Here is a 21,638-nt window from a genome sequence, read left to right on the forward strand (position 1 = left end):
TACCGCACCCGGAACGACCGGAAGGCCCGTCCCCTCGCGAGGGGACGGGCCTTCCGGTTACAAGTCCTACTTGTCCGCGTACTTGTCGCTGACCGCGTCGTAGATGCCCTTGGCCTCCGGGCCGAGGCGCGGGCCGGCGAGCCAGCCGGCCGTCACCGGGCCGATCGAGGTGTTCGAGACCAGCGCGGGCTTGCCGTCCTGGCCCTTGGCGACCCAGCCACCGCCGGAGGAACCGCCGGTCATCGAGCAGCCGATGCGGTACATCGTCGGGTCGTCCTTCGCGAGCGACAGCCGGCCCGGCTTGTCCTTGCACTGGAACATCTTCTGGCCGTCGTACGGCGCCGCGGCCGGGAAGCCGGTGGCCGTCATGTCGGTGATCTCGGGCACCGCCGGGGCGTTGAACTCGACCGGCAGGGCGGCGCCGACCGTCTCCTCCAGGGACTTGGTGCCCGAGCCCTCCTCGGGCGTGACGTGCAGCACGGCGAAGTCGTACGGGGCGCCGAGACCGCCGACCGAGGCGCCCTGGTCGATCCACTGCTGGGAGGTCTGCGCCCAGGTGCCCCACCAGATGCCGTAGGGGGCGACCTTCTCCTTCGGCGGGTTGTCCCGCAGCTCGGCCGTCGACAGACCGCTGTTGTTGTACGAGGGAACGAAGGCGATGTTGCGGTACCAGCCGCCCTTCTTGCCCGCGTGCACACAGTGGCCGGCGGTCCACACCATGTTGGACTTGCCGGGGTGCGCCGGGTCCTTCACCACGGTCGCCGAGCAGACCATCGAGCCCTCGGGGCCGTCGAAGAACAGCTTGCCCGACTCCGGCGCGTTGTCGTGGTACTGCGTCTGCACGCCGACGGCGCGGACCGGCACGGGCGTCGGGTCCGTCACGCCCTCGTCGCCGGAGATGTCGTTGTCGACCGGCTTCTCGGGCGGCTTGTCGGCGTCCTGCATACGGTCGGGGTCCCAGAGGCCCGCGATGATCGGGTTGATGTAGTCCTTGGCCTCACGCAGCCACTTGTCCTTGTCCCAGTTCTTCCAGTCGCCGTTCTTCCACTTGTCGATGTCTATCCCGTGCTCTTTGAGCCGGTCCTTCAGATCGTCCGGGACGGTGATCTTGCCGTCCGACGTCGAACCGGCCGAGCTGCTGGTGCTCGGCTCGGAGTTCGCGTCGTCCTCGGTCGGCCCGCAGGCGGTGGCCGTGAGCGCGAGGACGGCGGTGAACGCGGCGGTGACGAGCACGGGGGAGGAGGCGCGACGCGCACTCCTGCCGCGACGTGCGGTGCTTCCTGGTCGAACGAGACGCATCTGCTGATCCCCCTGGGACTTCGTAACTCAACGCTTCCGTACTGCACTTGTGTCCGGCGCGCCGCATGGTCCGCCGAACGGGCAGGGAGCAGCGCGGTCTTCGGGACATGCCCGAGCCCGGCGCGGCCCCCCACTATGCCGGTGCCGCTGTCGGCGGTACGCGGCAGGGTTGCGCTCCGCAAGGATCTTCGGATTTACCCGTGATCCTTCGCCCCCTCGGTCGTTGGTACGCGTGGGGGGCACGGAGACAGCGTTCACCCTCGCAGGCCGTCCTTGCGAAATCGTACTGACGTGCAACGCAACTGTTACAGCGGGAGGATCAAGAGCCGTGGCCGTGACCGAACCAGCTCCGGCGCCACCCCTGCCGGCCCACGAAGGCATCCTGCGCCGCCAGTCGTCGCGTGAATCGGCCGCCCGCACCTACGCCAGGTCGCTGCCGATCGTGCCGGTGCGGGCCCGGGGACTGACCATCGAGGGTGCGGACGGGCGGCGGTATCTCGACTGTCTGTCCGGGGCGGGGACGCTGGCCCTCGGCCACAACCACCCGGTCGTTCTGGAGGCGATCAAGAGGGTCCTCGACTCGGGCGCCCCGCTGCATGTGCTCGACCTGGCAACGCCGGTCAAGGACGCGTTCGTCACGGAGCTGTTCAGCACCCTGCCGAGGGAGTTCGCCGACAACGCCCGGGTCCAGTTCTGCGGACCCGCCGGCACGGACGCGGTCGAGGCGGCGTTCAAGCTGGTCCGCGCCGCCACCGGCCGCAGCGGCCTGCTGGCCTTCACCGGCGCCTATCACGGCATGACGACGGGCGCCCTCGCGGCCTCCGGCGGCGCCGAGGACGTACGGGTGACCAGGCTGCCCTTCCCGCAGGACTACCGCTGCCCCTTCGGTATCGGCGGCGAGGCCGGCGCGCGGACCGCCGCCCACTGGACCGAGAACCTGCTGGACGACCCCAAGAGCGGGACGCCGGCCCCGGCCGGAATGATCCTCGAACCGGTCCAGGGCGAGGGCGGGGTCAACCCCGCGCCCGACGGCTGGATGCGCCGGATGCGCGAGATCACCGAGACCCGGTCCATCCCGCTGATCGCCGACGAGGTCCAGACCGGCGTCGGCCGGACCGGCGCCTTCTGGGCCGTCGAGCACAGCGGCATCGTGCCCGACGTTATGGTGCTGTCCAAGGCCATCGGCGGCTCCCTCCCGCTCGCCGTGATCGTCTACCGCTCGGAGCTCGACACCTGGCAGCCCGGCGCCCACGCCGGCACCTTCCGCGGCAACCAGCTCGCCATGGCCGCCGGCACGGCCACCCTCGCGTACGTACGGGAGAACGGCCTCGCCGAACGGGCCGGGGTCCTCGGTGGCCGCATGCTGGTGAGCCTCAGGTCGCTCGCCGCCGACCACCCGTGCGTCGGCGACGTCCGGGGGAGGGGCCTGATGATCGGCGTCGAGATCGTGGACCCCGAGGCCCGCCCGCAGGGCACCGGCACCGAACCGCCGCCGGACCCGGTCCTCGCCGCCGCCGTCCAGCAGGAGTGCCTGAGCCGCGGGCTCATCGTCGAACTCGGCGGCCGGTACTCCACCGTCGTACGCCTGCTCCCGCCCCTCACGCTCACCGACGAACAGGCGACAGCGGTGGTCGACCGCCTCGCCGACGCCCTGGCAGCGGCGGAGCGCTCGCCGCACCGCCGCCTGCCGACCGGATCGCTCCGCTGACCACGGACACCAGCACAGGAAGACCGCCGTGAACCCCACCCCCGCGCCCGAGGCCGACGGCCCTCCCTCCAGCCACCTCCCCGAGTCGGACGCCCCCGGCGGGCTCGCCGTCGAGGCGACGACCGTGCCGCGCCAGAAGGAGACCCCGCACGACCTGTGGCGCGCCTCGCGGCCCGCTTCCCCGCCGCAGACCGCCGTACACCAGGAAAACCCGGCGGCGACCGCCCCGGACGACCCGGCCGCCGACCCGCTCGACCAGCCCGACCCGCTCCGCGCCGCCGACGCGGCCGGCGTCGAGAACCTGCTGCGCTGCTGGGTCCGCGAGAACGACCTGCCCCAACCGGCCGGAGGGATCCTGCGCGTCCCGCTCCCCGCGAGCGGCACCGCTCTGCTCGTCCCCGTCCGCCACTGGTCCGCCACCGGCTGGCACCGCTTCGGACTCCCCGCCCTGGAGCAGGCACCCGCCGCCGCGCCCCCCGCCGACGCGGTCACCGTGGCCGCCCTGCTCGGCCGGGAGGCCGGACACCACGACGGCGCCGACATGGCCGGCCGGGTCGCCGACTCGGTACGGCGCACCGCCTCGTTCATCGAGGAGCGGCGCCGCCAGCCCGCCGCGCCCGACGAGGCGGACCTCTTCCGCACCGCGGAACAGTCCCTCCTCCTCGGCCACCCCCTGCATCCTTCGCCCAAGAGCAGGGAAGGGCTCACCGACGCCGAGGCGCGGCTCTACTCACCCGAGCTCCACGGCTCCTTCCCGCTCCACTGGATGGCCGCCGACCGCTCCGTGCTCGCCACCGACTCCGCGTGGACCGACCAGGGCCGCCCCGTGCCCGCCGCCGACCTCGTCGCCCGGCATGCCCCGGGCCTCGCCTTCCCCGAACACACCGCGCCCCTTCCCCTCCACCCCTGGCAGGCCCGCGAGCTGCGGAGCCGGCCCGAGGTCGCCGCCCTGCTCGACGCCGGCCTTCTGTACGACCTCGGCCCGTACGGCGCCCCCTGGCACCCCACCTCGTCGGTGCGCACCGTGCACTCGCCGGGGACCGACCTGATGCTGAAGCTCTCCCTCGGCGTCCGGATCACCAACTCCCGCCGGGAGAACCTCCGCAAGGAGCTCCACCGGGGCGTCGAGGTCCACCGGCTGCTCCGGACCGGACTCGCCCGCGAGTGGCACGCGGCGCACCCCGGCTTCGACATCGTGCGCGATCCCGCCTGGCTCGCCGTCGACACCCCGGACGGCGAGCCCGTGCACGGCCTGGACGTCATGCTCCGGCACAACCCCTTCGGCCGGCAGGACGACGCCGTCTGCATTGCCGGGCTCACCGCGCCACGCCCCTGGCCGGGCCGGACGGGGCTGCACTCGCGCCTCGCCGATGTGGTCCACCGTCTCGCCTCGGCCACCGGACGGACGACGACCGCGGTGGCCGCCGAGTGGTTCCTGCGCTACCTGGAGCGCGTCGTCCACCCGGTGCTGTGGCTCGACGCCCACGCCGGGGTCGCGCTCGAAGCCCACCAGCAGAACACCCTCGTCCTGCTGGACGCCGACGGCTGGCCCACCGGCGGCCGTTACCGTGACAATCAGGGCTACTACTTCCGGGAATCGCACCGCACCGCGCTCGATCACAGGCTCCCCGGCATCGGATCGGTCAGCGACACCTTCGTCTCCGACGCCGTCACCGACGAACGCTTCGCCTACTACCTCGGCATCAACAACGTATTCGGACTGATCGGCGCGTTCGGCTCCCAGGGTCTCGTCGATGAACAGATGCTCATCGACGCCTTCCGGCGCTTCCTGAAGTCGGCGTGCGAACTGGGTTCGCCCTTCCCCGCCCACCTGCTCGAAAACCCGCGCCTGCGCTGCAAGGCCAACATGCTGACCCGTCTGCACGGACTCGACGAACTCGTCGGCCCCGTCGACACCCAGTCCGTCTACGTCACCATCACCAACCCCCTGCACAGCTGAGGGCAGAGCCGAACGACCGATCGCCGGAAGCACCGCCGAGAGCCGAGAGAGGAGCACCACCCGTGTCTCCCCCCGACGCGCCCGCCGACCCCGTCCTCCGGGCGGAATGGGCCCCCGTCCCCACACCGGCCGGGGAGTTCCAGCTCGTCCCCGTCCACCCGGAGCGCGATCTTCCGACCCTCACCCGCTGGATGAACGACCCTGTCGTCGCCGCCTTCTGGGAACTGGCCGGCGACGAGAGCGTCACCGCCCGGCACCTCGCCCCCCAGCTCGCCGGCGACAGCCACAGCACCCCGTGCATCGGGGTGCTGTCCGGCACGCCCATGAGCTACTGGGAGCTGTACCGCGCCGACCTCGACCCGCTCGCCCGCCACTACCCGGCCCGGCCGCACGACATGGGCGTCCACCTCCTCATCGGTGAGGGCCGCCACCGGGGCCGGGGCACTGGCACGACGCTGCTGCGCGCCGTGACCGGCCTCGTGCTCGACCACGTCCCCCGCTGCACCCGGGTCGTGGCCGAGCCCGACATCCGCAACGCCCCGTCCGTCTCCGCGTTCCTGAGCGCCGGCTTCCGCCTCTCCGCCGAGATCGAACTCCCGGAGAAGCGAGCCGCGCTGATGATCCGCGACCGAGCCCACCGCACCCGGCCATGAACGCATCCCCGACCCGTCCGCACCGCTCGAACCCCATCGGTTCCCACCCGAGGAGTCCCCGTGCCCACATATCCCGCGCATGACGACGCAACGGAGCCGCCCGCACTGCTCACCACCCCGGAGCTCAACCGGGACGCCTGGGACCGGGCCGCCTCCCGGATGCTCGCGAAGATGCTCGGTGAATTCGCCTACGAGGAAGTCATCGAGCCGACTCCGCGAACCGCCGGCGGCAGCACATACACCCTCCCCCTGGACGACGGCGGCAGCCTCGCCTTCACCGCCCGGCGCGGCGTGTACGGCAGCTGGCGCGTCGACCCCGGATCGATTCGCGCGCAGGGCCCCGACCCCGCGGCGGGCAGCGTCCCGTTCCGTGATCCGCTGCTGTTCGTGACCCGGGCCCGCCGCCTCCTCGGCCTCGACGGCGCCACGCTCGGCCATCTCCTCCGCGAGCTGACGACCACGCTCGCCGCGGACGCCCGCCTCGACCACACCGCGCTCGCCGCCGCCGAACTCGCCGCTCTCGGCTACGCGGAGCTGGAGGGCCACCAGACCGGCCACCCCTGGATCGTCGCCAACAAGGGCCGGCTCGGCTTCTCCGCCACCGACGCCGCCCGCTACACCCCGGAGGCCCGCGAGCCCGTCCGGCTGCCCTGGCTCGCCGTATCCCACCGGATCGCCGAGTACCGGGGCGTGCCCGCCCTTTCCACCTCGGACCAGCTCTACACCCAGGAACTCGACCCGTTCGTCCGCGCGTCCTTCGCCGACAGCCTGCGCGCCCGCGGCCTGGACCCGGACGCCTATTACTACCTGCCGGTGCATCCCTGGCAGTGGGACGAGTGGATCGTGCCCCTGTTCGCACCGGCCATCGCCGCCGGAGACATCGTGCCCCTGCCCGCCGACCCGGACGTACGGCTGCCGCAACAGTCCATCCGTACCTTCGCCAACCTCGCGCGGCCCGACCGGCACACGGTCAAGCTGCCGCTGTCCGTCCTCAACACCCTGGTCTGGCGCGGGCTGCCCACCGAGCGCACCATCGCCGCGCCCGCCGTCACCGGCTGGGTGCTGGGGCTGCGTGACAACGACCCGTTCCTGCGCGACACCTGCGGCGTGATCCTCCTCGGCGAGGTCGCATCGGTCACCGTCGAGCATCCGCTGTACGACCACCTCCCCGAAGCGCCGTACCAGTTCAAGGAGATCCTCGGGGCGATCTGGCGCGAGCCGCTGCCGCCGCGCCTGGCACCGGGGGAGCGGGCCCGTACCCTCGCCTCCCTGCTTCACACCGACCCCGGGGGACGCGCCTTCACCGCGGAGCTGGTCGCCCGCTCCGGACTGGCGCCCACCGTCTGGCTGACCCGCCTCTTCGCCGCCCTGCTGCCGCCGCTGCTGCACTTCCTCTACCGCTACGGCACCGTCTTCTCCCCGCACGGAGAGAACGCGATCGTGGTCTTCGACGGGCAGGACGTGCCCGTGCGCCTCGCGATCAAGGACTTCGTGGACGACGTCAACGTGAGCGCGCAGCCGCTGCCGGAGCACGACACCATGCCGGCGGACGTGCGCAGTGTCCTGCTGACCGAGGAACCGGCGTTCCTCACCCAGTTCATCCACTCCGGGCTTTTCACCGGGGTGTTCAGGTTTCTCTCCCCGCTCTGCGAGGAACAGCTCGGCGTTCCCGAGGGCGAATTCTGGTCACTCGTCCGGGCGGAGATCCTGCGCTACCACGCCCGCTTCCCCGAGCTGAAGGAGCGGTTCGAGATGTTCGACATGCTCACCCCGCGCATCGACCGCCTCTGTCTGAACCGGAACCGTCTGCATCTGGACGGCTACCGTGACCGGCCCGTACGCCCGCACGCGGCGGTCCACGGCAGTGTGGCCAACCCGCTCCACCTCTCCGAGTGAGGCCGGGAGTGCCCGTCGATGTCAGTGGCGCCCCGTAGGCTGGCCGGGCTATGACGAAGCCATCCCTCCCAGAGCTCCTGCACGCCGCCGTGACCGCCGTCGGCGGTACGGAGAGGCCCGGCCAGGCCGCCATGGCCGCCGCCGTCGCCGAGGCCGTAGACGACCAATCCCACCTGCTCGTCCAGGCCGGCACCGGGACGGGCAAGTCGCTCGGCTACCTGGTGCCGGCCCTGGCGCACGGCGAGCGCGTCGTCGTGGCCACGGCGACGCTGGCCCTCCAGCGCCAGCTGGTGGAGCGCGATCTGCCGCGTACGGTCGACGCGCTGCATCCGCTGCTGCGCCGCCGCCCCCAGTTCGCCATGCTCAAGGGCCGGTCGAACTACCTCTGTCTGCACCGGCTTCACGAGGGCGTGCCGCAGGACGAGGAGGAGGGGCTGTTCGACCAGTTCGAGGCGGCGGCCCCGTCCAGCAAGCTCGGCCAGGACCTGCTGCGCATGCGTGACTGGGCCGACGAGACGGAGACCGGCGACCGGGACGACCTCACGCCCGGCGTCTCGGACCGGGCCTGGGCGCAGATCTCGGTCTCCTCGCGGGAGTGCCTGGGCGCGAGCAAATGCGCCTACGGAGCGGAGTGCTTCGCCGAGCAGGCCAGGGAGCGCGCCAAGCTCGCCGATGTGGTGGTCACCAACCACGCACTCCTGGCGATCGACGCCATCGAGGGCGCCCCGGTGCTCCCTCAGCACGAGGTCCTGATCGTGGACGAGGCACATGAGCTGGTCTCCCGGGTCACCGGTGTGGCCACCGGCGAGCTGAATCCCGGCCAGGTCAACCGCGCGGTGCGCCGCGCCTCGAAGCTGGTCAACGAGAAGGCGGCCGACGCGCTGCTGACCGCCTCCGAGGGCTTCGAGCGGGTCATGGAGCTGGCGCTGCCCGGCCGCCTTGAGGAGGTGCCGGAGGACCTGGGATACGCGCTGATGGCCCTGCGGGACGCCGCGCGTACGGTGATCTCCGCGATCGGCGCCACGCGGGACAAGTCCGTCCAGGACGAGGACGCGGTCCGCAAGCAGGCGCTGGCCTCGGTGGAGTCCGTCCACGCCGTCGCCGAGCGCATCACGCAGGGCTCCGAGTACGACGTCGTCTGGTACGAGCGCCACGACCGGTTCGGCGCCTCGGTGCGGGTCGCCCCGCTCTCTGTCTCCGGGCTGCTGCGCGAGAAGCTGTTCGCCGAGCGCTCCGTCGTGCTCACCTCCGCCACCCTCAACCTGGGCGGCGACTTCAACGGCGTGGGCGCCTCCCTGGGGCTCGCCCCTGAGGGCACGGCCGGCGAGGACGTCCCCCAGTGGAAGGGCCTGGACGTCGGCTCCCCGTTCGACTACCCGAAGCAGGGCATCCTGTACGTCGCCCGGCATCTCGCGACCCCCGGCCGCGAGGGTTCCCGGACGGACATGCTGGACGAGCTGTCCGAGCTCATCGAGGCGGCCGGCGGGCGCACGCTGGGGCTGTTCTCCTCCATGCGGGCGGCCAAGGCGGCGGCCGAGGAGCTGCGCGACCGGCTGGACAAGCCGATCCTGCTCCAGGGTGAGGAGACCCTGGGCGAGCTGATCAAGAACTTCGCCGCCGACCCGGAGACCTGCCTCTTCGGCACGCTGTCGCTGTGGCAGGGCGTGGACGTCCCGGGGGCGAGCTGTCAGCTGGTGGTCATGGACCGGATTCCGTTCCCCCGGCCCGACGACCCGCTGATGAGCGCGCGCCAGAAGGCGGTCGAGGAGGCCGGGGGCAACGGCTTCATGGCGGTGGCGGCCACCCATGCCGCGCTGCTGATGGCGCAGGGTGCCGGCCGTCTCGTACGGGCCACGGGGGACAAGGGCGTCGTCGCGGTGCTCGACCCGCGCCTGGCCAATGCCCGCTACGGCAGCTATCTGCGCGCCTCGCTCCCCGACTTCTGGTACACCACCGACCGCAACCAGGCCCGCCGCTCGCTCGCCGCGATCGACACGGCGGCCAAGGCGGACGGGCGGTAGCCCCTCGGGGGGCGTACACATCCCGCAAGGGCGTACACGAAAAGGGGCCCCGGGCCCGGCGCGAAGCCGGACCGGGGCCCCTTCTCCCAGAGAGCGTGAGGTGCGGGTCTCAGACCCTGCGCAGTACCGCGACGACCTTGCCGAGGATCGTGGCCTCGTCGCCGGGGATCGGCTGGTACGCGGCGTTGTGCGGGAGCAGCCAGACATGGCCGTCCTCGCGCTTGAAGCGCTTCACCGTGGCCTCGCCGTCCAGCATGGCGGCCACGATGTCGCCGTTCTCCGCGACGGGCTGGCGGCGCACGGTGACCCAGTCGCCGTCGCAGATCGCGGCCTCGATCATCGAATCACCGACGACCTTGAGGACGAAGAGCTCGCCGTCGCCCACCAGCTGGCGGGGGAGCGGGAAGACGTCCTCGACGGACTCCTCGGCGAGGATCGGCCCACCGGCGGCGATCCGGCCCACCAGCGGCACATACGAGGCGGCGGGCTTGCCCGTGGTGTCCGTCGGCTGCGTGCTCGGCTGGTCCGAGCCGCGCACCTCGTACGCCCGGGGGCGGTGCGGGTCGCGGCGCAGGAAGCCCTTGCGCTCCAGCGCCATCAGCTGATGGGCTACGGAGGAGGTGCTGGAAAGACCCACCGCCTGACCGATCTCCCGCATCGACGGCGGATAGCCGCGCCGCTGTACGGAATCCCGGATGACCTCGATCACCCGCCGCTGCCGGTCCGTGAGCCCCGAGCTGTCCGCCCGGATTCCGGGAGGCCGTCCGGGAAGCGAGCGCGCTGGGCGCCCGGGCTCCGGGCTCTCCGTGTTCGTGACTGAGTCATTCATGGCATGCACCGGCTCGAGTCGGCTCTGGGAGCGGTCCTGGGCAGTGATGATGGCACTGTCTGCGGTCGTGGTCACGTCGGCGGCCCCTCTCGAATGGTCTCCCTGGCTGCACAACGGTAGTAGCTTTCGAAAGGTTGCGCCAAACACACGTTCGAGTGAAAAACGAATAAAAGACTGTCGGGGCTCCGATGTCAGGTGTATGAGGCTGCCTACAGTGCGCGACGAGCGCGTGCCGCCGAGGACGTCGCCGCTCGCTCCCGCGGTGGTTTACGGCCGTCTCCGGACGGCGACGCGGCGCCCCGTACTGGTCCTTCGCGGAGCTGCCGCCCGGTCGTACGTCGTCCGGGTGCTTCCCGTACCCTCTTGGTCGGCCTTACGCTGCCTTCCGGCCGCCCTCAGGTGCGACACGCGTGTAGGGCCGAATGCGCGGCCGGACCCAAGATCTAGTGGTTGGATACTTCCGACCGCCCCGAATGTAGTGGTCCCCCGTCTATAGGGGGTGCGGTCATCGCCTATGCTTGAGACCGCTTCGAGGGCCCCCGACCGGGCCTGAAGAGGCTATTCAGTCGTGCTGTGAAGGAGGGTTGGGAGCCATGCACTGCCCCTTCTGCAGGCACCCCGACAGCCGGGTCGTCGACAGTCGCACCACCGACGACGGGACCTCGATCCGCCGGCGCCGCCAGTGCCCCGACTGCTCCCGCCGCTTCACCACGGTGGAGACGTGCTCACTCATGGTGGTCAAGCGGAGCGGGGTCACCGAGCCCTTCAGTCGCACCAAGGTCATCTCGGGTGTGCGCAAGGCGTGCCAGGGGCGGCCCGTCACCGAAGACGCCCTCGCCAAATTGGGCCAGCGGGTCGAGGAGGCGGTGCGCGCGACCGGCAGCGCGGAGCTGACCACGCACGACGTGGGCCTGGCCATCCTCGGCCCCCTACAGGAACTCGACCTCGTCGCGTACCTGCGCTTCGCGTCCGTGTACCGGGCGTTCGACAGCCTCGAAGACTTCGAGGCCGCCATCACGGAACTCCGTGAGCGGCGGCCCCACGCGGAATCATGCGGGAGCGGCGAGACCCTGGTGGTCCCCGTTCCCGCCGTCGCCGCCGACTGAGCGGCAGCCGCCGGCCGCGCCGATCCGGGGATCGCGCGGGCCGGCACCTGGACCTTGCTCCGGGCGACGTATGACGAATGCGGCGGCCGAAGCATCAGACACACACTGTGCCGGGGAAGTTCTCGGCACTTCAGGGCGTTTTTGCCCACATATGGGAGGCGGCATGACAGAGACGGCGAGCGGCCCGGCACGGGGTTCCCGCAACAAGGGGACCAAGTCGACTGCGTCCAAGCAGGGCCTGCGTATCGAGCGCATCCACACCACCCCCGGCGTGCATCCGTACGACGAGGTGGTCTGGGAGCGCCGTGACGTCGTCATGACCAACTGGCGCGACGGCTCGATCAACTTCGAGCAGCGTGGCGTCGAGTTCCCCGACTTCTGGTCGGTGAACGCGGTCAACATCGTCACCAGCAAGTACTTCCGGGGCGCCGTGGGCACCCCGCAGCGCGAGACCGGTCTCAAGCAGCTGATCGACCGGATCGTCAAGACGTACCGGAAGGCCGGCGAGGACTACCAGTACTTCGCCTCCCCCGCCGACGCGGAGATCTTCGAGCACGAGCTGGCGTACGCCCTCCTGCACCAGATCTTCAGCTTCAACTCCCCGGTGTGGTTCAACGTCGGCACGCCCCAGCCGCAGCAGGTCTCCGCCTGCTTCATCCTGGCCGTCGACGACTCCATGGAGTCGATCCTCGACTGGTACAAGGAAGAGGGCATGATCTTCAAGGGCGGCTCCGGCGCCGGCCTGAACCTCTCCCGTATCCGTTCCTCCAAGGAACTCCTCTCCTCCGGCGGCAACGCCTCCGGTCCCGTCTCCTTCATGCGCGGCGCCGACGCCTCCGCCGGAACGATCAAGTCCGGTGGCGCCACCCGCCGTGCGGCCAAGATGGTCATCCTCGATGTCGACCACCCCGACATCGAGAACTTCATCGAGACCAAGGTGAAGGAGGAGGAGAAGATCCGCGCCCTGCGCGACGCGGGTTTCGACATGGACCTGGGCGGGGACGACATCACGTCCGTCCAGTACCAGAACGCCAACAACTCGGTCCGTGTGAACGACGAGTTCATGAAGGCCGTCGAGTCCGGCGGCAAGTTCGGGCTGCGCGCCCGGATGACCGGTGACGTCATCGAAGAGGTCGAGGCCAAGTCCCTCTTCCGCAAGATGGCCGAGGCCGCCTGGGCCTGCGCCGACCCGGGCATTCAGTACGACGACACGATCAACCACTGGCACACCTGCCCCGAGTCCGGCCGGATCAACGGCTCGAACCCGTGCAGCGAGTACATGCACCTGGACAACACCTCGTGCAACCTCGCCTCGCTGAACCTGATGAAGTTCCTCAAGGACGACGGCAAGGGCAACCAGTCCTTCGAGTCCGAGCGCTTCGCCAAGGTCGTCGAGCTGGTCATCACCGCGATGGACATCTCCATCTGCTTCGCCGACTTCCCGACCGAGAAGATCGGCGAGAACACCCGCGCCTTCCGCCAGCTCGGCATCGGTTACGCCAACCTCGGCGCCCTGCTGATGGCGACCGGCCACGCGTACGACAGCGATGGCGGCCGAGCGCTCGCCGGCGCCATCACCTCGCTGATGACCGGCACCTCGTACAAGCGCTCCGCCGAGCTGGCCGCCGTTGTCGGCCCGTACGACGGCTACGCCCGCAACGCCGAGCCGCACCAGCGCGTCATGAAGCAGCACGCCGACGCCAACGCAGTGGCCGTGCACGCCGACGACCTGGACAACCCGATCTGGGCCGCCGCGACCGAGGCGTGGCAGGACGTGATCCGGCTCGGCGCGAAGAACGGTTTCCGCAACGCGCAGGCGTCGGTCATCGCGCCCACCGGCACCATCGGTCTCGCCATGTCCTGCGACACCACCGGTCTTGAGCCCGACCTCGCCCTGGTCAAGTTCAAGAAGCTGGTCGGCGGCGGCTCGATGCAGATCGTCAACGGCACCGTCCCGCAGGCCCTGCGCCGCCTGGGCTACCAGGAGGAGCAGATCGAGGCGATCGTCGCCCACATCGCCGAGAACGGCAATGTGATCGACGCGCCCGGTCTGAAGACCGAGCACTACGAGGTCTTCGACTGCGCGATGGGCGAGCGGTCCATCTCCGCGATGGGTCACGTGCGCATGATGGCGGCCATTCAGCCGTGGATCTCCGGCGCGCTCTCCAAGACGGTGAACCTGCCGGAGACGGCCACCGTCGAGGACGTCGAGGAGGTCTACTTCGAGGCGTGGAAGATGGGCGTCAAGGCGCTCGCGATCTACCGCGACAACTGCAAGGTCGGCCAGCCCCTCTCCGCCAAGACCAAGGAGAAGGAGAAGGAGGCCGTCACGGCCAAGGCCGAGGACACCATCCGTACCGCGGTCGAGAAGGTGGTCGAGTACCGCCCGGTCCGCAAGCGTCTGCCCAAGGGCCGGCCTGGCATCACCACCTCGTTCACGGTGGGCGGCGCCGAGGGCTACATGACGGCCAACTCCTACCCGGACGACGGCCTGGGCGAGGTCTTCCTGAAGATGTCCAAGCAGGGCTCGACCCTCGCGGGCATGATGGACGCCTTCTCCATCGCGGTCTCGGTCGGCCTGCAGTACGGCGTCCCGCTGGAGACGTACGTCTCGAAGTTCACCAACATGCGCTTCGAGCCGGCCGGCATGACGGACGACCCGGACGTGCGGATGGCGCAGTCGATCGTGGACTACATCTTCCGCCGCCTGGCACTCGACTTCCTGCCCTTCGAGACCCGCTCGGCGCTCGGTATCCACTCCGCCGAGGAGCGCCAGCGCCACCTCGACACCGGCTCCTACGAGCCGACGTTCGAGGAGGAGCAGCTGGAGGCCGAGACCCTGGCCCAGACCGCCCCGGTACGGACGGAGACGCTGAAGGCGGTCGCCCCGGTCCAGGAGACCGAGAAGGCCGAGCCGAGGACGGCGCACACCTCGGCCGAGCTGGTCGAGATGCAGCTCGGCATCAGCGCGGACGCCCCGCTCTGCTTCTCCTGCGGTACGAAGATGCAGCGCGCCGGCTCCTGCTACATCTGCGAGGGCTGCGGCTCCACCAGCGGTTGCAGCTGATCGATAAGCGGTGAGTGCGGGCAGGTCTTCCGGGGAAGACCTGCCCGCACTGCTTGTACTGCTTGTACTGCTTGTACGCGACTGCTTGTACGCGGCGCCTACGCGCCGAACGCACGGCCGCCCATCGCCGCGGCGAACTCCTCCGGGTCGCCGTCGAAGCCCCGGACGGTGCCGTGGAAGTGCCAGCCGCCGGATTCGTCCCGTACGAATTCGGCCACGACGGCCGCGGTGGCGCCGCCCACCGCGGAGAAGTCGTTCTCCGCGAGCGTGGTGTAGCCCTCGCGGACCTGGACCCCGGTGTTCTCTATGACGCCGAACGTCTTGCGGCCGTCGCGCTGCTGGATGGCGACGCCGACGACGACCCGGGCGTAGTTGTCGGACAGCCGGTCCAGCTCCAGCGTCATCACCTCGTCATAGCCGAAACCCTGACCCGTCCTGCTGTCCCGGTCGAGGGTGATCGTGCCGTCGGGCGCCCGGCTGTCGAAGTGGACGAGGTACGCCGGACTGCCGTACGGCTCGTCCGCCGGGTAGGTCGCCGCGATGATGTCGAGGTCGTTGGGAGCCTCGCCCCGGTCGCTGGGATCCCACTTGATCCGCACTTCGACCTTGTCGAGATCCTTGTTGGGAGTGCTCATCGGACTTCCCTCCTGCGCGCGGGGACGCTCCGGTTCCATCCCCCGATCATGTCCGTAACTTGCCCCGGAACCAACCGGCTTGGGCGCGAGCGGCTGAAACGGGCCAGGATCGGGCGGGAGACGGCCGGTTCCGGCGGACTCCGCGGGAGCGTGACCCGCGCCACGTCCGACCGCCGTACGATGGCGCAGTGCTGGTCAAGTGGATTCGCTGCAATGTGTCGGACCGTCGGGGATTCGAACAGGGTCAGCGGAAGTGGGCGGGGCTGCTGGGTGAGCCGGGCTTCAGGGGGCAGGGCGGCGGCTGGAGCCGCGTCCGGCCGGAGGTGGCGCATGTCTTCGCCTTCTGGGAGAACCGGGTCTTCTACGACTCCTTCATGGCGCGCGGCCACGACACCCTGGCCGCGGCGCAGTCCGGCACCTACCAGGACCTTCAGGTCAAGCTCTTCGAGTACCGCTTCGACGTGAAGACCGGATTCGAACCCCGGTTCACGGACGCGGATGTGCTCAGGGTGGCCCACAGCCGGGTCCACGAGGACCGGGTCGAACACTTCGCGCTGATGCAGCAGCGGGTGTGGAACCCGGCGATGGCGGGCTCGCCGGGGATGCTGCGGGGGGTCTTCGGCGAGGCACCCGGACACGAGTTCCTGGTCCTGTCGATGTGGCAGTCCGGCGCGGAACGCGGGAAGTACCGGCCGGGCAGCGTGGACCGGCTCTCACAGCGCGCGGGTACGGAGGAGGACGTGGCGGCGCTCGACGGCGACGTGGTGCAACTCGAACCGTCCTGGACGGTGTGACGGCCCGGGGCGACGGGTACGGCCGCGACATGCACCGACGATTTCCGGACAGGTGCTCGAACGGCGACGACTCGATCTAGTGTCGTTGTATGGCACGACCGCAACGAATCGTTCTTGTCCGGCACGGTGAGTCCGAGGGCAACGCCGACGACACCGTGTACGAGCGCGAACCCGACCATGCGCTGAGGCTCACCCCCACCGGGTTGCGCCAGGCCCGCGAGGCGGGGGAGCGGTTGCGCGGGCTGTTCGGGGAGGAGCGGGTCAGCGTGTACGTCTCTCCCTACCGGCGCACCCACGAGACGTTCGCCTCCCTCGGCCTGGACGCCGGGCGGGTACGGGTCCGGGAGGAGCCCCGGCTGCGCGAGCAGGACTGGGGGAACTGGCAGGACCACGACGACGTCAGGTTGCAGAAGGCTTACCGGGACGCCTACGGGCACTTCTTCTACCGCTTTGCGCAGGGCGAGTCCGGGGCGGACGTGTACGACCGGGTCGGCGCCTTCCTGGAGAGCTTGCACCGCAGCTTCGAGGCTCCCGACCACCCGCCGAACGTGCTGCTGGTCACCCACGGTCTGACCATGCGGCTCTTCTGCATGCGCTGGTTCCACTGGACCGTGGCCGAATTCGAGTCGCTTTCCAACCCCGGGAACGGGGAATCGCGGACCCTGGTGCTCGGCAAGGACGGGCGGTACACGCTCGACCGGCCCTTCGCGCGCTGGCGTACTCCTGAGCCCTACGGCATCTCCGGATAGAGTGGAAGCGATGACCGAATCCGCTTTCGACCAGCGCCTCGAACGCACCCTGGCCAGCCTGCGCGGCCTGTCCGTGGGAGACGCCCTGGGCTCCCAGTTCTTCGTGCCCGTCAACTATCCGCTCCTGAAGGACCGCGCCCTGCCGGCCGGGCCCTGGCAGTGGACCGACGACACGGAGATGGCCTGCTCCGTCGTGGCCGTACTCCAGGAGCACGGCCGCATCGACCAGGACGCCCTGGCCCTGTCCTTCGCGCACCACCACGACTTCGACCGCGGCTACGGCCCGGCCGTGAACCGCATGCTGCGGCTGGTCCGCGAGGGCGGCGACTGGCGGGAGCTCGCCTCCTCCCTGTTCAACGGACAGGGCTCCTGGGGCAACGGCTCCTCTATGCGCATCGCGCCGCTCGGCGCCTGGTACGCGGACGACCCCGAGCAGGCCACGCATCAGGCGGAGATCTCCTCCTACACCACGCACCAGCACCGGGAGGCCGTCGTTGGCGCGATGGCCGTCGCGGCGGCCGCGGCGCTCGTCGCCTCACCGGCCGGGCCGCCCACGCCGGAGGACCTGCTGGACGGCGTCGTCGCGCTAGTCCCGCGCAGCGCCGTGGGGGCCGGGCTGCGCCGGGCCCGGGACATGCTCGACTACAAGGACGCGGGCACCGTCGCGGCGGTCCTCGGCAATGGACGCCGCACCAGCGCGCACGACACCGTTCCCTTCGCCCTGTGGTCGGCGGCGCGCAGCCTCGGCGACTTCGAGGAGGCGTTCTGGGTGACGGCCCAGGCGGGCGGCGACGTCGACACAACCTGCGCCATCGTCGGCGGCGTGATCGCGGCAGGCACTACGGGCGCCCCTCCGGCGCACTGGACGGCCCAGACGGAGCCCCTGCCGGACTGGACACCCCACTAGCGAGCACGGCAGGCGCGCAGCCGCAGGCCCGGCACCGGACCCGGCTCTGTCAAGTGTCACGGTCCTGACACAGCACGCCCCCGCACGACTGTCGGCCGTGACACGGGGTTACTCTTTCGGCCACGCCGCCCTCGGTGATCATGACGACGGGTGCGCACCGAATGAGACGCCGGGGGACCGCGCGCTGCCCAGAGCTCGCGTGAGCGGACCCCGGTGGGGAGGGGTCCCATGTCCGAAACACCACCAGAATCACCCCGGCCAGAGCCCACGCCGGACGAACCCGCCCCACCCGGGCCCACGCCGGCGGACGAGGGGGAGCCTGAGCGGCGCGACACCGGGCGGGATGGCGCCGGGCGGGCTGAGCCGGAGCAGGGCGTGCCGGAGCGGGGCGTGCCAGAGCAGGCCGACACCGGTCGGGCCGCACCCGGAACCGCCGCCGTGGGGGAGCGGGGCGAGCAGGTACCCGCGTCGGTCGCCGCCCCCGGAGCCGTAGGCAGAGGCGAGGCGGAAGGCGGTACGGCGTCGATGCCTGAGCCCCCCAAGATCCCCGCCTACGCGGCGCAGCGCCCCGGTGGGCAGAGACAGCCGAGCCCCTGGGGCAAGCCACCGCCCTCCGCGACGGCGCGGCTCCGGGCCATGAAGGCGGGGCCCGTTCACACCGGCACCCTCTGGGCCACCCTCGCGACGGCCCTGCTCAGCATGACCCTGCTGGGCGACGGCATCGGGCTGAACTTGCTCATCGTGGCGCTGCCCGCCTCGGCCGGCGCCTACATATCCGCCAGGGCGGCAGGCCGCAGGCTCCGCCCCTGGACCGCCGTATGGGCCATCGGGGGGCTCGCGCTCCTGGCCGTTCCCGCTCTCCGGGACGCCGGCTGGCCCACCTTCCTCGCGATGGTGTCCGCGTTGGCACTCGGCTCGCTGGCCCTGCACGGCAGCCGGAGCTGGCTCGGCGTGTTCCTCGGTTCCCTGGGCGTGTTCACCTCCGTGTTCGAATCGCTGGGCTGGGGCGTCCGCGGTGTGCGCGAGCGCATGTCGGGGTCCCGGGGCCGGTTCGGCGTCGTGTTCCGGTCCGTGGCCGTGGCCATCGTCCTGGTCATCGTGTTCGGCGCGCTTTTCGCGAGTGCCGACGCCGCCTTCGCGGACCTGCTGGGCAACCTGACCCCGGACGTGTCGGTCGGTGACGGTCCATGGCGGATCTTCCTGGGCCTCCTCGGTCTGGTCGGCGCCCTCGCCGCGGCCTACACCGCCGCCGCCCCGGTCCGCTGGGACAGGGTGACCGTACGGCCGGGCAAGGCGCGCGGCCGGCTGGAGTGGGCTCTCCCGCTCGTCGTCCTGAACCTCCTCTTCGCGGCGTTTCTCACCATCCAGCTCACGGTGCTGCTCGGCGGCTACGACAAGGTGATGGCCGAGACGGATCTCAGCTATTCCGAGTACGCCCGCCAGGGCTTCTGGCAGCTGCTCTGGGCCACGGTGCTCACGCTCGGCGTCATCGCGCTCGCCCTTCGCTGGGCCCCGCGCGGCGGCACCAGCGACCGCACCCTCGTCCGCTGTGTACTCGGCACCCTGTGCTTCCTCACGCTCGTCGTGGTGGCCTCGGCCCTGCGGCGTATGGACCTCTACGTCGACGCGTACGGCCTGACCAGGCTCCGGATCTCCGTGGCCGCCGTGGAGCTCTGGCTCGGCGTCGTCCTCGTGCTGATCATGGCGGCCGGCGTGTTCGGCCCCCGTCTGCTGCCGCGCGCGGTCGCGGCGAGCGCGGCCGTCGGCGTACTGGCCTTCGGCCTTCTCTCGCCCGATGGGCTCATCGCCGAGCAGAACGTCCAGCGCTACCGCAACGACCACTCGATCGACATCGAGTACCTCAAGGGTCTGTCGGCCGACGCCGTACCCGCTCTCGACACCTTGCCCGAACCTCTGCGCTCCTGCGCGTTGCAGGACATTCAGCGCACGCTCCGCGACTCCGACGAACCCTGGTACGCGACGAGTTGGGGCGAAGCGCGAGCCCGGGACATCCTTGGTGACTGGGACCCCGGCTACCGTGCACTCGACTGCCGGGGGCTGAGCACGGGCGACAACGGCGACGAGCGCGGCGGGACGGGCGACGTCTACGACCCGTACGACCCGTACTGATCACCCCGTAAGCGGTTGGGGTGAGGCGTCCTCCGCAGCTCCAGCCGTGCCGATCGATCGCACGGGCCGTTCCTCAGGGGGCGGCCCGCAGCGGTCCTCCGCTCCGCTCAGCATTCCCGCGGGTCAGGCCACCGGCCCTCCCGCGGCGGCTTTCCCGCTCAGGGCGTCCAGGTCGCTTTTGCGTACCCGGATGACCAGCAGCGCGGTCAGCAGGGCGAGGGCGGCCATGGCCACTGCGGCGAGGAAGGCGGTGGATATGCCCTGGGCGAGCACCGCATGGCCCCAGTCGCCCGGCAGCTCCCGGCTCTTGGCGAACTGCGCCTTCTGCTCGGGTGACGCCTGCGTCAGGAACGCGGGCACCTGCTTCTCCGCCTCGTTGCGGCTGGCGGTTCCGAAGACCGTGACCAGGATGGACAGCCCCAGCGAACCACCTACCTGCTGACTTGCGTTGAGCAGGCTGGAAGCCGCACCGGCCTCATGCTGGGCGACTCCGGAGACCGCCGTCAGCGTGAGCGTCACGAAGTTGAGCCCCATGCCGAAGCTGAATACCAGCATCGGACCCAGCACCCCGGACAGGTAGGAGCTGTCGGGTGAGATGAAGGTGAGCCAGAACAGCCCCACTCCGGCGAGCGCCGAACCGGTGATCATGAACGGCTTCGGCCCCAGAACGGGAAGGAACCGCTGTGAGAGCCCGGCTCCGACGATGATCGAGACGGTAACGGGCAGGAAGGCCAGGCCGGACTTGATGGGGCTGTAGGACAGGACGTTCTGCACGAACAGCACGATGAAGAAGAACATGCCGAACATGGCCGCGGCCAGGCTGAGCATGATCACGTACGTCCCCGAGCGATTGCGGTCGGCGAACATCCGCAGGGGCGTGATCGGCTCCTTGGCCCTCAGCTCCACGAGCACGAAGGCGGCCAGCAGCAACACCGCCGCTCCGAACGACGCCAGCGTGAGTGAGTCCCGCCAGCCCTCCTCGGAAGCCCGGATGAATCCGTAGACCAGCGAGGCCATCCCGAGCGTCGACGTCAGGGCCCCTGCTATGTCGAAGCGGCCCGAATGCCGGTCGGACTCGTTGATGTACATAGGGGCCAGGACCGCGATCAGGACGCCGATCGGCACATTGACGAAGAAGACCCAGCGCCAGTCCAGCCACTCGGTGAGCATCCCGCCCGCCAGCAGCCCGATGGCGCCGCCGCCGGCGGACACTGCGGCGAAGACACCGAACGCTCGGTTCCGCTCGGGGCCCTCGGGAAAGGTCGTGGTGATGAGCGCGAGCGAAGTCGGTGAGGCGATGGCGCCTCCTATGCCCTGGAGCGCGCGGGCCATGAGCAACTGCCAGGGCTCCTGGGCGAATCCACCGAGGAGCGAGGCGAGGGTGAAGACGAGGATGCCGGTCATGAACACCCGGCGGCGGCCGAGGATGTCTCCGGCGCGGCCGCCGAGCAGGAGCAGGCCGCCGAAGGTGAGCGTGTAGGCGCTGAGGACCCAGGACAGATCCGTGGTCGAGAAACTCAGGGCGTCCTGGATGTGCGGGAGCGCGATGTTGACGATTGTGGAGTCGAGCACAACCATCAACTGACAAGCGGCGATGACGGCCAGGGCGATACCCGGGCGGCCTTGCCGGCGTGCCGCGCCCGGTGCGCTCCGTGCGTCTAACTGAGAGGTTGTCACTGGAGGTCCCCCACAAGAGAATTAGTGAACGGCTCCGTTCACTGTTCCGTCAACGTTACTGAGTCCCCTCCAGGGAACGCAAGCGTTCACTGGATCTTCGTTGTCGGATATTTCCGGAGCCTTCGACTCCGGTCGGGAACTGCTCGATCCCGTGCCGGCCCTTCCGCTTCCGTGTCCGTCCGGCTTCGATTCCGGGGGATTCGCGGA

The 21,638-nt window shown here is 70.5% G+C and carries 15 protein-coding genes; 11 read left to right on the forward strand and 4 right to left on the reverse strand.

Going from position 1 to position 21,638, the window contains the following annotated elements:
- Nucleotides 1-66 precede the first annotated feature (66 nt).
- A complete protein-coding gene (locus OG338_RS23415; RefSeq protein ID WP_405939180.1) occupies nt 67-1,299 on the reverse strand; it encodes a trypsin-like serine peptidase in 1,233 nt (410 codons plus the stop codon).
- Nucleotides 1,300-1,627: 328 nt separating this feature from the next.
- Between OG338_RS23415 and OG338_RS23420 the strand changes: the two genes are divergently transcribed.
- The 5 genes from OG338_RS23420 to OG338_RS23440 are packed head-to-tail and all read left to right on the forward strand — an operon-like array spanning nt 1,628 to nt 9,537.
- Nucleotides 1,628-3,007, forward strand: a complete 1,380-nt coding sequence (locus OG338_RS23420) for a diaminobutyrate--2-oxoglutarate transaminase family protein (RefSeq protein WP_405939181.1) — start codon at nt 1,628-1,630, stop codon at nt 3,005-3,007.
- Nucleotides 3,008-3,035: 28 nt separating this feature from the next.
- A complete protein-coding gene (locus OG338_RS23425; RefSeq protein ID WP_405939182.1) occupies nt 3,036-4,967 on the forward strand; it encodes an IucA/IucC family protein in 1,932 nt (643 codons plus the stop codon).
- A complete protein-coding gene (locus OG338_RS23430) occupies nt 4,862-5,620 on the forward strand; it encodes a GNAT family N-acetyltransferase (protein ID WP_405940511.1) in 759 nt (252 codons plus the stop codon). Before OG338_RS23425 ends, OG338_RS23430 begins: the two co-directional genes overlap by 106 nt.
- A 60-nt stretch (nt 5,621-5,680) precedes the next feature.
- The gene (locus OG338_RS23435) at nt 5,681-7,516 is read left to right on the forward strand and encodes an IucA/IucC family protein (RefSeq protein ID WP_405939183.1); all 1,836 of its coding nucleotides are present in this window, start codon (nt 5,681-5,683) and stop codon (nt 7,514-7,516) included.
- Between the two features lie 50 nt (nt 7,517-7,566).
- A complete protein-coding gene (locus OG338_RS23440) occupies nt 7,567-9,537 on the forward strand; it encodes an ATP-dependent DNA helicase (RefSeq protein ID WP_405939184.1) in 1,971 nt (656 codons plus the stop codon).
- A gap of 109 nt (nt 9,538-9,646) precedes the next feature.
- Here the strand turns inward: OG338_RS23440 and lexA are convergent, their stop codons facing one another.
- On the reverse strand, nt 9,647-10,441 hold the full coding sequence (lexA, locus tag OG338_RS23445) for a transcriptional repressor LexA (RefSeq protein WP_405939185.1): 795 nt from the start codon (nt 10,439-10,441) through the stop codon (nt 9,647-9,649).
- A gap of 518 nt (nt 10,442-10,959) precedes the next feature.
- Here lexA and nrdR point away from each other — a divergent pair.
- Together nrdR and OG338_RS23455 are read left to right on the forward strand one after the other, a co-directional pair.
- Nucleotides 10,960-11,472 carry a transcriptional regulator NrdR gene (gene nrdR, locus OG338_RS23450; protein WP_405939186.1) on the forward strand — a complete coding sequence of 171 codons (513 nt, stop codon included), beginning with the start codon at nt 10,960-10,962 and terminating at the stop codon, nt 11,470-11,472.
- A gap of 163 nt (nt 11,473-11,635) precedes the next feature.
- Nucleotides 11,636-14,539, forward strand: a complete 2,904-nt coding sequence (locus tag OG338_RS23455) for a vitamin B12-dependent ribonucleotide reductase (protein ID WP_405939187.1) — start codon at nt 11,636-11,638, stop codon at nt 14,537-14,539.
- 98 nt (nt 14,540-14,637) lie between these two features.
- On the opposite strand, the gene OG338_RS23460 is transcribed toward OG338_RS23455, so the two are convergent.
- Nucleotides 14,638-15,174, reverse strand: coding sequence for a TerD family protein (locus OG338_RS23460; protein WP_405939188.1), 537 nt, complete (start codon nt 15,172-15,174; stop codon nt 14,638-14,640).
- A gap of 188 nt (nt 15,175-15,362) precedes the next feature.
- Between OG338_RS23460 and OG338_RS23465 the strand changes: the two genes are divergently transcribed.
- From OG338_RS23465 to OG338_RS23480, 4 genes are all read left to right on the forward strand, one after another.
- On the forward strand, nt 15,363-15,968 hold the full coding sequence (locus OG338_RS23465) for a YdbC family protein (protein ID WP_405939189.1): 606 nt from the start codon (nt 15,363-15,365) through the stop codon (nt 15,966-15,968).
- A gap of 89 nt (nt 15,969-16,057) precedes the next feature.
- Nucleotides 16,058-16,717, forward strand: a complete 660-nt coding sequence (locus tag OG338_RS23470) for a histidine phosphatase family protein (RefSeq protein ID WP_405939190.1) — start codon at nt 16,058-16,060, stop codon at nt 16,715-16,717.
- A gap of 10 nt (nt 16,718-16,727) precedes the next feature.
- On the forward strand, nt 16,728-17,624 hold the full coding sequence (locus OG338_RS23475; protein WP_405939191.1) for an ADP-ribosylglycohydrolase family protein: 897 nt from the start codon (nt 16,728-16,730) through the stop codon (nt 17,622-17,624).
- A gap of 636 nt (nt 17,625-18,260) precedes the next feature.
- Nucleotides 18,261-19,754, forward strand: coding sequence for a DUF4153 domain-containing protein (locus OG338_RS23480; RefSeq protein ID WP_405940512.1), 1,494 nt, complete (start codon nt 18,261-18,263; stop codon nt 19,752-19,754).
- Nucleotides 19,755-19,877: 123 nt separating this feature from the next.
- Here OG338_RS23480 and OG338_RS23485 read toward each other — a convergent pair whose 3' ends face one another.
- A complete protein-coding gene (locus OG338_RS23485) occupies nt 19,878-21,431 on the reverse strand; it encodes an MFS transporter (RefSeq protein ID WP_405939192.1) in 1,554 nt (517 codons plus the stop codon).
- Nucleotides 21,432-21,638: the final 207 nt, after the last annotated feature.

Origin of the sequence: Streptomyces sp. NBC_00726 (genome assembly GCF_045161735.1) — a bacterium.
Lineage (GTDB): Bacteria > Actinomycetota > Actinomycetes > Streptomycetales > Streptomycetaceae > Streptomyces.